19 protein-coding genes are annotated in these 13,639 nt (G+C 40.4%); 13 read left to right on the top strand and 6 right to left on the bottom strand.

Annotation, left to right across the window (positions count from 1 at the left end; translation table 11 throughout):
• Positions 1-117 precede the first annotated feature (117 nt).
• A complete protein-coding gene (locus E2L03_RS02400) occupies positions 118-1,203 on the top strand; it encodes a CAP domain-containing protein (protein WP_095150417.1) in 1,086 nt (361 codons plus the stop codon).
• Between the two features lie 61 nt (positions 1,204-1,264).
• Here the strand turns inward: E2L03_RS02400 and E2L03_RS02395 are convergent, their stop codons facing one another.
• Entirely contained in the window at positions 1,265-1,759 is a 495-nt protein-coding gene (locus tag E2L03_RS02395; RefSeq protein WP_236702366.1) for a PaaI family thioesterase, read from the bottom strand.
• A gap of 134 nt (positions 1,760-1,893) precedes the next feature.
• Between E2L03_RS02395 and E2L03_RS02390 the strand changes: the two genes are divergently transcribed.
• Positions 1,894-2,364 carry a YlbD family protein gene (locus E2L03_RS02390; protein WP_038481030.1) on the top strand — a complete coding sequence of 157 codons (471 nt, stop codon included), beginning with the start codon at positions 1,894-1,896 and terminating at the stop codon, positions 2,362-2,364.
• 9 nt (positions 2,365-2,373) lie between these two features.
• On the top strand, positions 2,374-2,640 hold the full coding sequence (locus tag E2L03_RS02385) for a YlbE-like family protein (protein WP_038481027.1): 267 nt from the start codon (positions 2,374-2,376) through the stop codon (positions 2,638-2,640).
• A gap of 4 nt (positions 2,641-2,644) precedes the next feature.
• Here the strand turns inward: E2L03_RS02385 and E2L03_RS02380 are convergent, their stop codons facing one another.
• Positions 2,645-3,400, bottom strand: coding sequence for an ATP-grasp domain-containing protein (locus E2L03_RS02380; protein ID WP_134258525.1), 756 nt, complete (start codon positions 3,398-3,400; stop codon positions 2,645-2,647).
• A 121-nt stretch (positions 3,401-3,521) separates the two neighbouring features.
• On the opposite strand from E2L03_RS02380, the gene E2L03_RS02375 reads away from it, so the two are divergent.
• Positions 3,522-3,962, top strand: coding sequence for a YlbF/YmcA family competence regulator (locus E2L03_RS02375; protein ID WP_038481020.1), 441 nt, complete (start codon positions 3,522-3,524; stop codon positions 3,960-3,962).
• Between the two features lie 82 nt (positions 3,963-4,044).
• Positions 4,045-4,323, top strand: coding sequence for a YlbG family protein (locus tag E2L03_RS02370; protein WP_038481018.1), 279 nt, complete (start codon positions 4,045-4,047; stop codon positions 4,321-4,323).
• A gap of 25 nt (positions 4,324-4,348) precedes the next feature.
• Here the strand turns inward: E2L03_RS02370 and E2L03_RS02365 are convergent, their stop codons facing one another.
• Entirely contained in the window at positions 4,349-4,720 is a 372-nt protein-coding gene (locus tag E2L03_RS02365) for a DUF7147 family protein (protein ID WP_038481015.1), read from the bottom strand.
• Positions 4,721-4,990: 270 nt separating this feature from the next.
• Here E2L03_RS02365 and rsmD point away from each other — a divergent pair, with 270 nt between their 5' ends.
• Positions 4,991-5,566: a 16S rRNA (guanine(966)-N(2))-methyltransferase RsmD gene (gene rsmD / locus E2L03_RS02360; RefSeq protein ID WP_095150416.1), complete on the top strand. Its 576-nt coding sequence runs from the start codon at positions 4,991-4,993 to the stop codon at positions 5,564-5,566.
• Positions 5,550-6,035, top strand: a complete 486-nt coding sequence (gene coaD, locus E2L03_RS02355; protein WP_038481009.1) for a pantetheine-phosphate adenylyltransferase — start codon at positions 5,550-5,552, stop codon at positions 6,033-6,035. The genes rsmD and coaD overlap by 17 nt, the downstream gene beginning before the upstream one ends.
• On the opposite strand, the gene ylbJ is transcribed toward coaD, so the two are convergent.
• Positions 6,025-7,248 (bottom strand): dipicolinic acid transporter SpoVV, encoded by a 1,224-nt coding sequence (gene ylbJ, locus E2L03_RS02350; protein WP_124742251.1) that lies wholly within the window; start codon positions 7,246-7,248, stop codon positions 6,025-6,027. The genes coaD and ylbJ overlap by 11 nt on opposite strands.
• A 131-nt stretch (positions 7,249-7,379) precedes the next feature.
• Between ylbJ and E2L03_RS02345 the strand changes: the two genes are divergently transcribed.
• The gene (locus E2L03_RS02345) at positions 7,380-8,162 is read left to right on the top strand and encodes a patatin-like phospholipase family protein (RefSeq protein ID WP_038481003.1); all 783 of its coding nucleotides are present in this window, start codon (positions 7,380-7,382) and stop codon (positions 8,160-8,162) included.
• A gap of 3 nt (positions 8,163-8,165) precedes the next feature.
• Positions 8,166-9,188 carry a SepM family pheromone-processing serine protease gene (locus E2L03_RS02340; RefSeq protein ID WP_038481000.1) on the top strand — a complete coding sequence of 341 codons (1,023 nt, stop codon included), beginning with the start codon at positions 8,166-8,168 and terminating at the stop codon, positions 9,186-9,188.
• A gap of 23 nt (positions 9,189-9,211) precedes the next feature.
• On the opposite strand, the gene E2L03_RS02335 is transcribed toward E2L03_RS02340, so the two are convergent.
• Entirely contained in the window at positions 9,212-10,432 is a 1,221-nt protein-coding gene (locus E2L03_RS02335) for a nucleotidyltransferase (protein ID WP_055735816.1), read from the bottom strand.
• A 180-nt stretch (positions 10,433-10,612) separates the two neighbouring features.
• On the opposite strand from E2L03_RS02335, the gene E2L03_RS02330 reads away from it, so the two are divergent.
• The 3 genes from E2L03_RS02330 to E2L03_RS02320 all read left to right on the top strand — a co-directional run bounded on the left by E2L03_RS02330 (position 10,613) and on the right by E2L03_RS02320 (position 12,043).
• Positions 10,613-11,128 carry a YceD family protein gene (locus tag E2L03_RS02330; protein ID WP_134258524.1) on the top strand — a complete coding sequence of 172 codons (516 nt, stop codon included), beginning with the start codon at positions 10,613-10,615 and terminating at the stop codon, positions 11,126-11,128.
• Positions 11,129-11,168: 40 nt separating this feature from the next.
• Positions 11,169-11,342 (top strand): 50S ribosomal protein L32, encoded by a 174-nt coding sequence (gene rpmF / locus E2L03_RS02325; RefSeq protein ID WP_035395180.1) that lies wholly within the window; start codon positions 11,169-11,171, stop codon positions 11,340-11,342.
• 146 nt (positions 11,343-11,488) lie between these two features.
• Positions 11,489-12,043 carry an RsfA family transcriptional regulator gene (locus E2L03_RS02320; protein WP_134258523.1) on the top strand — a complete coding sequence of 185 codons (555 nt, stop codon included), beginning with the start codon at positions 11,489-11,491 and terminating at the stop codon, positions 12,041-12,043.
• A gap of 35 nt (positions 12,044-12,078) precedes the next feature.
• On the opposite strand, the gene E2L03_RS02315 is transcribed toward E2L03_RS02320, so the two are convergent.
• Positions 12,079-12,573 carry an N-acetyltransferase gene (locus E2L03_RS02315; RefSeq protein ID WP_038480985.1) on the bottom strand — a complete coding sequence of 165 codons (495 nt, stop codon included), beginning with the start codon at positions 12,571-12,573 and terminating at the stop codon, positions 12,079-12,081.
• A gap of 127 nt (positions 12,574-12,700) precedes the next feature.
• Here E2L03_RS02315 and E2L03_RS02310 point away from each other — a divergent pair, with 127 nt between their 5' ends.
• A complete protein-coding gene (locus E2L03_RS02310) occupies positions 12,701-13,636 on the top strand; it encodes a 2-dehydropantoate 2-reductase (protein WP_208394324.1) in 936 nt (311 codons plus the stop codon).
• Positions 13,637-13,639: the final 3 nt, after the last annotated feature.

Genomic DNA, 13,639 nt, shown 5'->3' with positions numbered 1-13,639 from the left:
GCAACGTTTAAACAGACTTTTTCAGAAGGTCTGTTCAAACAGTGAAAGGTTTAGTTGAATAAGGTGAATGCATAGCTAGCATAGGAACATACGATAGAATAGGAGGGAGCAGTGGATATGAATAAGCGTCTTAGTCTTTTAATGGTTTTAACGGTTATGTTGGTGATCCTCATTTATTACTACAGGCAAATTCCTCCAGAGCCGGTAGCTGGTCAGTTTCTTACAACAAAGCAACCGTCCTTGCATATGGACTACGCGGCGCGGGTAACACCTGCTTTACTAACGGATGATGAAGTCGTGGAGGAAACAGATCTTCCATTTAATCAGCACATTGGTTTACTTATGGGAGCTAGTGAGGAAGATCTTTTAGAGTGGTTAGGCGAGCCAAACCGCATTGATCCATCTGCATTTGGCTATCATACATGGGTATATAATTCGATTGACGATGGGTATTTAACTGTTGGTGTTGAAGATGGAAACGTGACTACCGTTGTAGCTAATGGTGCTCCGATCCAGCGCTTTTTAGGTGAGCAGCAACATAGCTATGAAGCATTGAATCGAATGTTTTTGTTTGAAGATCGGATACCATTGGAAATGGAGCAAGGACTGTATACGTTTCAACTATCTGAGCAAGATATGAAGATGCGTCCTCTAGCACAGATTGGTGACTATTGGGTACAGTTCTATATGGATGTGCATACAAATCAGCTTTCAAGCGTTCGTCTTCTATCAAATGAAGTGCTTTTAAGCCAACAACCTTATTCATTTGGGTATACGAATGAGTTACCGGAAAAACAAGTGTTAGACTCTTCCGAACTTGCAGCAGTAGACAAGGCGAATGAGAAACAAATTTTTGAGCTCACGAACACAATTCGCAAAAAGTTTGAATTAGAACCATTTGTTTGGTCTGACGAGGTAGCAAAAGTTGCATTGGATCATAGTAAGGATATGTATAAGGATGATTATTTTGATCACGTGTCACCCACATTTGGTACATTATCTGATCGCTTTCATGCAGGAAGCGTTTTGTTTACGGATGCTGGTGAAAATATCGCCTATAACTACGTAGACGGAATAGCAGCAGTAGAAGGGTGGTTAAACAGTGATAGCCATCGTATTGTACTGCTTCATGAAAAATTTACTCATCTCGGTGTCGGTGTCCACCACGCCTATTACACTCAGAACTTCTTATTTGAAGGTTAATGAAAAAAACGTCTTAGGGTTTCGCTAAGACGTTTTTTTATTGCATCTGTAGAAAGCTCGTTTATTTGTTTAGCGGGATCACGAAAAATGTCCCCGTTGCTTTGGCAATTAGTTTCTTCTCATTGTTATAGGCGTTTCCTTCTACAACAATCAATTGTTTACCGGAATGAACAACTGTTGCAAAACATTCAAGGTACTCGCCAACACCAGGTCGCATATAATGAATATTTAATTGGGACGTTACAGCTGTTAAATGATCCGGTAACGATTGCATAGCGGCACCACCCATTGTAGAGTCAAGTAGTGTGGCCGTCATACCGCCGTGAACAATTGATAAAGGGTTATGGATTAATGGTGTGATGGGAACACGGATGGAGAATGTATCCTTTGAAGGAGTCGATGCTTCTGCTTGTGTGATACCCGATAGATAAGTTAATTGTTGTTTTTGTTGTTTGGCAATAAAACCATCAACAACTTGTTCAAAAACGTTTTTTTCCTCTGGAGATGCTTCGTTCAAAAATGCTTGGATCTTTTCTTCTACTGTCACTGTTTTCACCTTTTCACTTCCTTAGATTACGCACATGTCTTAGTTTATCAAAAGTCACGATTAAATAGCAAAAAAACATGAACATTGGACCAGACTGTTGTATACACTAATCATACAGAAGTCTAATTAAGGGGATGAAACAGATGACGAATCCGACCAATCTGCATCCTTCAGTTCGGGAGTTTAAAGTCTTTGTGAAAAACCATCCTGGTTTAGTAACTGAAGTGAAGGATGGCAAGCGTACGTTGCAAGACATCTATGAAGAATGGTCGATATTAGGAGAAGAGCATGAGCAATGGCAGCCATTCTTGTATACAGAAGACGTTCAGCAAGAGCATGTAGCAGAGAGTCAGCAAGAAGAACAAGAGCGTGTTGAAGCAAATCAATCTACTAGTGATACAAGTGAAGAGGCAAGTTCAGTGGGGACAGGAGAATTTCTTGGGCAACTAATGGGGTTAGTGAAAAAGATGAATGTGCAAGATTTGCAATCCCATTTAACGCAATTTAGCTCTGTACTTGGGAATGTACAGAACTTAATGCAAACGTTCCAAAAACCTCAAGAACCTACTCGTCGATCAGAAAGTGACTCCCCGTTTTCGTTTCGACGAGATTAAGGAGTTGTTATGAGAGCAGACATTCGCGCAAAAATGATGCAAGATCAAAAGATCCGTGAGTTCATGCGGTATCATCCAGAATGGTATCGGCATTTATCTCGAAATCCAGAGCGTTTAGCGGAAATGGAAAAAGAATCGAATTATTTTTATGGGAAAACATTCCCTCAGCGGGTAGAAAGAATGCAGAATAACGTTAGCATGATGGTAATGTTAATGGAAATGATTAAGATGGGCTCGAATACGGTGTCCGAAACTGTACAGTCTGTAACGAATTAATTCGTTACAGACTTTTTAAGTGGTCAAAAATGAAATCCTCTACGCGAATGCCCTGTGCAAGAAAGCCTTGATTGCCGAACAATGTATTGAATTCGAGTATATAATACTGTCCATTTCGTTCAATGACATCAAAGCCAACGTGATCAAGAGAAAGACGGCTTGCTACCTCTTCCACAAGCGTAATGGCTGCTTGCGGAATATCTGTAAAAGTCATGACGCCCCCTTGAGCTACATTGTTCTTAAAACCGCTGCTTTCTCGCCAATAACTGTTTACAACTTTATTACCAATTAAACAAAGACGTAAATCTCGGTGTGATTCGATGTATTCCTGTACATACAGAACGTCATGGTTGGTAGCGTAAGCATGGAAGTCCACTTCATTTTGAATGAGGAATACGCCTCTTCCCATCGAAGAACGGGTTGTTTTTGCTACGAAAGGAAATGGAAATGTTTCAAGAACATCTTGGATGGTTTTTGGGCTAGAGCCTAGAATGACTGTATATGGAACATGGTCAGGACAAACCGTCCACATAGCCCTTGTCATTTCAATTTTGTTGTAGCCGAGGTGTATGCTCTCGATGCTTGGAAAAATCCTTTTTTTCAACCCATAAACAAGGCTATTCACTTGCCAATTTTCTGGAAATAAACATAGGTCGGCTTGCTCAATCCGGCTTTGCTCTTTAAACATATTTTCTGGCTTCACATAATCGATGCCAGGTATCCCTATCGTGCGGAAAGGGTTGAAAGTAATAAGATTCATGTAAGCTTCCTCCAGTATGTGTCGAAAGAATTATAGGGAAGTTGATCGTTCTTGTCAATTAGAAAAAAACCTTTCGATTTACTAAATACCCATGATACAATAAAGTGGAGGAGGTGCAGCTGTGATTGCAACATTAGATACGGTAGAACTTTTAAATGCTTCTGATGAACTGGCTTCTATTATTCTTCAATCAGAACTGTTCTCCCAGTATATTGAAGCGCGTGATCGCCTTAATCAAGATAAAGAAGCACAATATAAGATTGAACGGTTTACAACCTTGAAAGTTTCTCATGAGGAAGTACAGCGGTTTGGTAAGTACCACCCTGATTTTAAGACTGTTTCAGCGGATATTCGAATGGCTAAAAGAGAGCTTGATCGGGACGAATCTGTCGTTCAATTTAAAAAAGCAGAGACCGAGCTTGAAGACTTACTAAATGAATTAAGTGGTGTCTTAGCGTCTATGGTTTCGCCATCTATAAAAGTACCAACTGGAAATCCATTCTTTGACTCGATGTCTTGTAGTGGTGGCTGTGGTTCTGGTGGTGGATGTAGTTGCGGCTAACGCAGCTACATTCTTTTTGCATAAAAAAAGAAAATTGTGGTAAAATAAGGTTGGATGAACTTTAAAAGAGGGGTATAAAAAAATGATAAGTCCAAGTCGTCAAGGGATTGTTGTTTGGCTTACATCACTAAAATATGCAAGGCAGTTACGGCGCTTTGGTCATGTCCAATATGTATCAAAAAAAATGAAATATGTTGTGTTCTATTGCGACCAAGCAAAAGTAGATGACATTACAAATAAACTACAATCGTTTCATTTTGTAACCGATGTGAAGCCGTCCATGCGTCCGTTTGTGAATACAGAGTTTGAAGATGCTAAACCAGATAAAGCAAAAGAATACGATTATAAGTTAGGCATTTAAACCAGACGCTCGTCTGGTTTATTTTTTACCCCATCGGTGGAAGGACTCGTTGAGAACGAAGCAAGCCGATTAGATAGCGAGCATACTGCTCATCATCATAGAAAAGATTCAAAGGCTTCACCGCAACAGTATGTAGCGTATGACCTTCTTGATTTGCAAACTCTTGAAATTGGTGTACTCTTTTACTATCACGTTTAAAGCCCTCTAGGCAAAGGTAGATCGGCATAAACGTAGAAGGGTGCTTAGCAGGTTTTAAAACGATGCCAAGTGAGATCCTGTCATCTAATGTTTCTAATTGGAAGCAAGCGATCAAACGAGATTGATTGGTTACAGCAAGTTCCATTAATTCAAAAAAATCCGCGTAACCATTGCCTAATTTTATAACGCGTTGGTTCATTTGTTTTTCCTACTTCCTTCTGAAAGAATCGATTGCATCATATCATGACTTTTGATGTGTGTCGATAAAAAAAGGCATTCTTCATAAAGAAGAATGCCTTGCCATGATCTCACATGGCAATGGGAGAGGAGAAACCGGAGGAAGATCTTATGGGGAAATGTAAGTCTTCTCCGCGGTTGTCGCAACACGTACTGTGTTGCTAGACTTAGTATGTACGCTAGCTGCGTGCTTTATACATGTATTCATTAATTGATAGGGTAAGGTGAGAATATGAGAGTGATTTCTGGTCAACAAGGTGGGTTAAGGTTGAAACCAGTTCCAGGGAAACAGACAAGACCGACAACAGATAAAGTGAAAGAGTCGATCTTTAATATGATTGGTCCGTATTTTGATGGAGGACAAGCACTTGATTTGTTTGCCGGAAGCGGTGCTTTAGGAATTGAAGCCTTGAGTCGTGGTATGGATCGGTGTGTGTTTATTGAAGCTCAACATCCAGCTATTCAAACGATACGTCAAAATCTAAGCCATACAAACTTAAATGAGCGAGCATCTGTGTTTAAAAATGATAGTTTAAGGGGCCTCCAAGCATTAATAAGTAAAGGGGAAACGTTTCAATTATTGCTTATTGATCCGCCTTACGCAAAAGCGGAGTTGTACATAAAAGAAGCGCTGGCAAAAATTGATGCAAGTGGGGTACTCGAAGAAGGTGGGCTCATTGTATGTGAAACAGCTTCATCAAGTGAACTAGCCTCTTTTCCAACGCTTCAAATCATTCGAACAGAGCAATATGGAGAGACGAAAATAACAATTTATGAAAGGGTGAATGACTATGAGGCGAGCTGTTAGCTCAGGTAGTTTTGATCCGGTGACGAATGGCCATGTTGATTTATTTGAGCGAGCTGCTAATCAGTTTGATGAGTTAATCATTGTTGTTTCTGTCAATAATAAAAAGAGTCCGCTTTTTTCACTAGAAGAGCGAGTCGCTCTTTTAAAACAAGCGACGGCGCACATTCCAAATATTGTAGTGGAACCATTTACAGGTTTACTCGTTGAATATGCAAAAACGAATGGTGCTTCGGCTATTATAAGAGGATTACGTTCTAGTACGGATTATGATTATGAAGAAAACATTGCAGCTATGAATAAAACGATTGTTCCAGAAGTAGATACACTTTTTTTCATGACAAAGCCGGAATATAGCTATGTAAGCTCAAGCATTGTGAAAGAAGCTGCAAGTTATGGTAGTGACGTATCGAGTCTCGTACCAGAACCAGTTGCACAAGCACTAAAAAAAGCGTATACCGTTAACGGCTAAACGAATTTCTTCTTAGATGCATGGTTTTTAGTAAAATAAACAAACAAAGAAAACTAAATGTGATGTAAGGTGAGACATGAAGAAAATAGTGCCATCCTTGTTCGATGGAGGCTGGGATACGCACGCCACCACTGCTCACTTCATCTGTTAGCGGCTCATAAAAAAGATAGTACAGAGGAATAACAAGGCAAGCCGCTGTTAATCCTTGAAGAAAACGAGCCAAGAGAAAAGGACGAAAGCGAATATCTGACTCTGCTAAGATGCTTGCTACCTGTGCTTGAATCGAAAAACCACCAAATCCGAGAATAAAGGAAACAACGATGAGTTGTGATAAGAAGCTCGCTTCAGTTGTTTGACTAATCATTTGAGCACCTATAGTAATTTCAAATAAACCAGAAATAAATGGATATGCCAGTTCTGGTGAAAGGCCAATGAAGGCAAAACACATACTAATACTAGCAGCAATTAGCGAAAGTATACCAAGAAGGCTTAGTAGCTGATTTAATACAGAAAATAAAATAATAAAGCCGCCTATTAAAAGTAAGGTTTCAATGGAAGAGCGAACAGCATCACCAATTAGTTTGCCAAACGTACGACCATCCTTTAGTCGCTCTTGGTGCATCGCGGAGAAAGCGTCAATGATTTTTAGTGATGATGGTCCCCGGGTGAGGGGCACTTCTTTCATGTTTTTACCATGAAAACGAAATAGAAAGCCGACGACGATGTTGCCAATATAATGAGCGAGTGCCAAGATCATGCCTAAAGCTGGGTTATGAAAAAAACCGACAGCGATTGCGCCGAAAATAAATAATGGATTTGACGAGTTAGTAAAGCCAGCTAGACGTTCACCTTCAATTTGTGAGATCTTCCCAAGTTTTCGCATCTGAACAGCTAGTTTCGCGCCAGCTGGATTTCCGCTAGCAAGACCCATAGCCCAAACAAATCCACCAATACCCGGAACTTTAAAAAGAGGACGCATGAGTGGCTCAAGAAGCACGCCTAAGAAAGCGACAACACCAAAGCCAATTAAAAGCTCAGAAACGATAAAAAATGGTAATAAAGAAGGAAAGACAACATTCCACCACATGTCTAACCCTCTTGTCGAGGCCTCCAGCGCTTCTTTAGGGAAAAACACGAGAGATGAAGCGAAAACAATGGTTGCTATTGCAAATAATGCTGATTTTAGTTGAGATGATTGTCGCGCTTCAAGCATGTGTTCAGGACTCCTTTATAATAACTAGTAGATAAAAGCATGTCCTTTTAAATATACGCATAACACTTAGGTTTAGACCATAAGATTAAAACGTATATACGTGTTCGTTTACAAGTAAAGGAGGAGCTTTTTTGGAAGCAAAACGCCCTAAAATTGGACTTGCTTTAGGCTCTGGTGGAGCACGTGGGTTTGCCCATATCGGCGTCCTTCGTGCGTTGGAAGATGCAGGGATTAAAGTGGACTACTTGGCAGGAAGCAGTATGGGGGCTCTTGTTGCTACTATGTACGGAGTTGGTCATTCAATTGAACATATGGAACGCTTTGCAAGGTTATTTAAAAATAAGTTTTATTTAGATTTTACCGTATCACGCCAAGGCTTAATCGCTGGCGATCGAATTGAAAGTCTCGTGCGACTCTTAGCAAAAAAGATGCACTTTCATCAACTACATAAAGAAGTCCGAGTCGTTGCCACAGATTTGTTAACAGGCAATAGAGTGGTCATCGATACTGGAGATGTGGCAAGAGCGATTCGTGCGAGTATGTCTATTCCAGGCATTTTCGTTCCGGTAAAATGGGGAGATCAGCTTCTTGTAGATGGAGGCGTTGTAGAAAGAGTGCCTGTATCCGTTGTCCGTGAAATGGGAGCCGACATTGTTCTTGGTGTGGATGTATCTTTTTTTCGTTCACATTTACAATCTCCTTCTATTCATGAAATTGTCATGCAAACGATGGACATAATGGGTAGAGAATTAGCACGTAAACAAAAAGAACAGGGAGATGTTATGGTTCGACCAATTATCAAACACTCGTCCCCTCTCGATTTTTCGGAAACCGAACGATTAATCGAACAAGGTGAACGAGCATGTCGAGAACTTCTACCCGACATCTTAGAAAGAATGAAACAATGGAGGTAAAGAATGGAACAAAAACGAAAGTCGTTTCCATGGATTAAATGGGTCGTTTTAATTATTGTATTCTTCTTGATTGTTCGTTTTGAGCTTCCTTACTATTATAGTCAACCTGGAATGGCAGAACCTGTTGAAGAGATGGTGACAGTTGAAGGCGGAATAAAAGACGATGAAGGAACGTTTATGTTAACGACGGTTCGGAGTGCAAAAGCGACTCCGGCATTACTATTCTGGTCGTTGTTTAGTGAATTTCGGTCGTTAAATCCAGCTCCTTCAGGAATGACGGACGAAGAATACAATCAGAGACAGCAACTGTTAATGGCACATTCACAGGACGATGCAAAAATTGCTGCGTTTCGTGCATCGAACAAGGGAGATGTGCAGATTGACTATTCTGGTGTCTATGTCGTTGGCACAACAGAGGGGATGTCAGCAGCTGATCAACTAGAACCAGGTGACGTTATTACCCATGTCGATGGGGAAGAAGTAGGCACAAGTGAAGCGCTTATAGACTTACTAGCTGCTTACTCTGATGGCGACATTGTTACGATGACATTTGAACGGGATGATGAAATACTGATGAAAAATTTAGCTTTTTCGACTTTTCCTGATGAGCTAAACTTAGGTGATGAACGTGTTGGCGTTGGCGTCTCTGTGGAGACTGTTCGGACAGCGACGTTTTCACCAGAAGTAGACATTGCTGCAGGTGCTATTGGTGGACCGTCAGCGGGTTTAATATTTGCGTTAGAAATCTATAGTCAGCTAGAAGAAATTGATTTAACGAGTGGATTACAAATTGCTGGAACGGGTACGATTAATGAGGACGGAGAAGTCGGTGCAATCGGAGGAGCAAATCAGAAAGTAGTTGCTTCTGATCGTGCGGGTGCTGATTATTTCTTGGTTCCGAAAAATGGAAACAACTACGAAGAGGCACGAGCAGCGGCTGAGTCAATCAATACAGATATGGAAATCGTTCCGATCGAAACTTTTGAAGAGGCAATAGCCTTTCTTGAGACGTTGCAGAATGATTAAGGAAAACAGCTAGCATGAAGATGCTAGCTGTTTTTTAATAAAAGAGGCGTGACTTGAAATTCTTGCTTCATCGCCTCAGAATGAAGAGCACCTGGTTTTGTTAACCAATAACAGGCTGTTGCTCGTTGGTCTAATGAGGCTAATGCGCCAAACTGCTTTAGTTCGGATTCTCGTGTCACAATTGGAAAGGCGAATGACTTTTTATTTTGATTCAAATAGCTTTTTCCTGTTTCGCTCATACCGAGCAAACGAATATAATGATTCTCCTGACCACTCCGAACTGTAGCCATTTCTTCTTTCGTTGTGTTTGTTAATAAATGAACAAATAAGCGTTGTAACCTCGTTTTCGTATACCGTTTTGTTTTTAATCGTGATAGCCAATCGGAAAAGGAATTCGCTTGCCTTCCTGTTTCAATTAATCGGTATTCTAATCCTTCTCCACACTCAGCAATTTGTTTCAGCTCAGCAGGTGTTCGCGTGAGGATTTGATACTTTAAGTAAGGAAAGTAGTCTTCCCAAAAGTGGACATGGCCATGACTTTGTTTATAGTGGTCAAGTAACCTTGCTGTTGAAGCAGGGAGGACGTACTCCACATTTTTTTTATGTAACAATGCTTTACGAATGCTTGTTGCGCTGGCAATCGTTCCTTCCCCCATATTCTCATCATGGTAGCTTGCTGCGATGCGTAAGGTTGTTAATGGCTCCATGGAAGATGCTTGAGCATCTATTTGTTGAACATAATGAAAGCCTAAAATATTGTTTGGCTCATTTAACGATAGCTGCGTACTTGAACCGTGAAGGAGGGCAAATGCTTCTGCGCTCGCTCTCGGATAAGCATAGCCTTTTTTTAGAAATTCTTTTGTCTGTTGCTGATAAGCGTGATCGTTTTTCTTCATAAAAGCAAGAAGTTGAAGAAATCGGTCAATGTCGCCTTCTTCACTTCCAAAATGAAGGTTCGCACATTGTAATGCTGTTAGCAGGCGAACGGCCCCTTCTGCAAAGTACGGAGCAGTCTGAACGGAATAGCCATAAGGGAGTTCAACAACAAGGTCAACGCCAGCTTGAAGCGCCATTTCTGCTCTGACATGTTTTGAAACGAGGGCAGGCTCTCCTCTCTGTAAAAACGAGCCGCTCATAACCGCAATGACTACATCCGCTCCAGCGTCCTCTTTTGCTTTGCCAACATGATAAAGGTGACCGTTATGAAACGGGTTGTATTCAACGACAAGACCAACGGCTTTCATGACATTCCTCCTTTTTTTGCATAGAAAACATTCACATGATACACTACATAGTAGGCGTCTTTGGCTACATTATACAAGAATAATGGCTCGGAATAAACGGCTTTTACTGTAAAGAAATAAGGTTGACATTCGAGTCGTTGAGACTTATAATAATTTTTGTTGCCTATGAGGTGAGGATACATGAAATGGACCGTTCAAGCTCTTCAACAAGCGCGATATGAATCGCTTCATTTTGATGAAAATGTACTGTTGGAAGATCAATTAAAAGAACACCAGGATGTTCGTGCCGCAAGTCTTGTTTCCTTAAAAGGGACAGCAACTGCAAATAGAAATGTGTTTACATTTCAGTTTGTCGTAAAGGGGCATTTGGTTTTACCTTGTTCCCGAACGTTAGCGGACGTCGAATGGCCATATGAAATAAAGGGTCAAGCTCACTATGTACCAGAAGGTGAAATGCCACCTTCTCATTTAAATGAAGAAGATGTCTTTACGTATTCTGGCGATGTGATTGATTTATCTCATATGATACAAGAGCGTATTCTTGTAGAGATTCCTATGCAAGTGTTCGCTGATAAACCAACCGAAACAGCTGCTCCTTCTTCTGGGGAGGATTGGGAATTGGTTTCAGACGAGAAGAACAGTGACCAGATAGACCCAAGACTTGCTGACTTGGCGAAATTCTTCGATGAAAAATAATCGCTTTTCTTCGATTTAATTTTAAGGAGGTGTAACAAACATGGCAGTTCCATTTAGAAGAACATCTAAAACAAGAAAAAACAAGCGTCGTACACATCTTAAATTAGAAGTACCAGGTATGGTAGAATGCCCAGATTGCGGAGAGTATAAACTATCTCACCGTGTCTGCAAAGCGTGTGGTTCTTACAAAGGTGAAAAAGTAGCTTCAAAATAAAAAGAAAGCCATTCCGATGGCTTTCTTTTTTTTGTATAAGTAGGAGTAGACTTGGAGATGATGATTTAATAGAAACGTCTATTTTGGTCGTTGGAAGCATACACTTTAATACGGTTTAAGAGAATTAGGAAAGGGAGGGGCTAAACATGACAGCAAATCGTCAAGATGCCTGGTCGCATGAAGATGATTTACTTTTAGCTGACACCGTTTTGCGTCATATTAGAGAAGGCAGTACGCAGCTAGCAGCGTTTGAAGAAGTAGCAGAAGCGCTTTCACGTACAAGTGCAGCTTGTGGGTTTAGATGGAACTCAACCATTCGAAAGAAATACACAGCTGAAGTCAATATGGCAAAGAAAAAACGAACGGTGCTAAAGAAGGAAAAAGCCAAATCGGAGTCGAACTTCGTGCTACAGCAAGAAGAGGAAAAAACAGCAGAAACACTCCAACACGTACACCAAACGACATCTGATCAAACGTTAGATTTAGAAGCGGTTATTGATTACTTGCAATCCATGAAAGAAAAACAAGTAGCCGCTTATGAAGCAAGTGTATTAAAAGCAGAAAATGAAAAGTTAAAAGAGCAACTAGAGAAAGTAGAGAAGGAGAAGAGTGTTATCACACAAGACTATCGCTCTCTGCTTGAAATTATGGATCGAGCTCGAAAACTGACCAATCATACGTTACTTGAAAAATCATTATAAAAACAGCCACGTGCATACACGCGGCTGTTTTTTTCCTATTCTTGTGATTGTTTTTCTTTCGGTTTCTTTTGCTCATACACGCCTGAAGGGAACCAAACGTAGGGGCTTTCACCTCTATCACGCTCTTCACGGTACGTAATAGGTTCAAATCCTAGCTTCGACCAAAAGTCACCTGTACTTTGACGCGCATTTGTTTTAACTGGAATTTCAAACTCTTTAGCAAAATCAACAAGTGCTCTTCCATACCCTTTACCACGATAAGGCTCTAATACTTCTAACTTCCATAATTCTAAATAATCTTGGGGAGGATCAAAATACTGATCAAAGTCTCCATCAATTTGATAGAGGCTCATACGGGCAACAAGTTTTTTGCCATAGTAAATGCCATAAAAAGGAGACTCGCTATCATTCTCCACGATGCTTTGATTAAGATCGTCTTTCATTGACAGTTCAGCTGCACCATAGTCACGAAAATTTGTAAATTCTTCTAACGTCTTATAATTAATTAGCAATCGTTCTACTTTAATCATTGTGTATAATCCTCCTGCTCCACTGATGATTTCATCTACTATTTTACTATAAAATGAATGAAAGCGCATTAAAAAACCTTCATTAGCTGATTTTACAATCCTATAAGAACACGTATAATAGACGTTATTGAATGAACTGGTGGTGTTGACGATGAAGGTGGCCGTTATCGGAGCAGGTGCAGTAGGGTTATTCGTGGCTGCATCCTTAAAACAACAAGGGGTGGAAGTCGCCCTTTATCTTAAAAATCAACAAGAACAATCGTTATTTGAAAACGAGGGTATTCATCTATATAAAAAGAATCAAAAGACGATCATAACTGATATACAAATGAACCCGTCTAATACAAAGGATTTTGATGGTGTCATTGTGTGTGTAAAGTCGTATCAAGTAGAACAGGTATTGCTTGATTATAAACATGTAGGGCACCGACACACGAACTGGTTATTTCTTCAAAATGGCATGGGGCACCTAGAATGGATTGAGACCATGACTAGCCCAACATATGTCGGAGTAGTTGAATATGGACTCTTAAAAGAAAAAGAACAAAAAAATCGTGTGTCGGTTAAAGGGGAAGGAAGAATAAAAATCGCTCCTTTTCGCGGAACCTCATCTGCAGGGAAAGCTGAGTGGGGGTCACTTTTTAACCAAGATGTATGGACTGTTTTATGGAGAGATGACTACCAAGAAATGCTTGAATCAAAGTTAATCCTTAACGCATGTATAAATCCATTAACTGCTTTGTTGCATGTGAGGAACGGTGAACTCGTAGAGAATGGGCACTATAAACAAGCCATGCGCTCTTGTTTTACTGAGATTATAGAGGCACTAGAACGGAGCGATCGAGAGGAAAAATGGGTGGAAGTAGAACGTCTTTGTAAGGATACGAAAGAGAATCAATCATCTATGTTAACCGATCTCATTCATAACCGCCCACTTGAATTAGAGGCCATTGTTGGCTACATTTTAAAAAGAGGGGAAACTCGTGGCATTCTGATGCCAACTCTTCAGCTCGTTTACACGATGCTGAAAGGAAAACAAAAGGCTCTTAATAAAAAATCTTGAAGC

Origin of the sequence: Shouchella oshimensis (assembly GCF_004375095.1) — a bacterium.
Classification (GTDB): Bacteria; Bacillota; Bacilli; order Bacillales; family Bacillaceae_D; genus Shouchella; species Shouchella oshimensis.
Note: the sequence above shows the minus strand (reverse complement) of the source record. Positions and strands in the feature narration are given on the sequence as shown.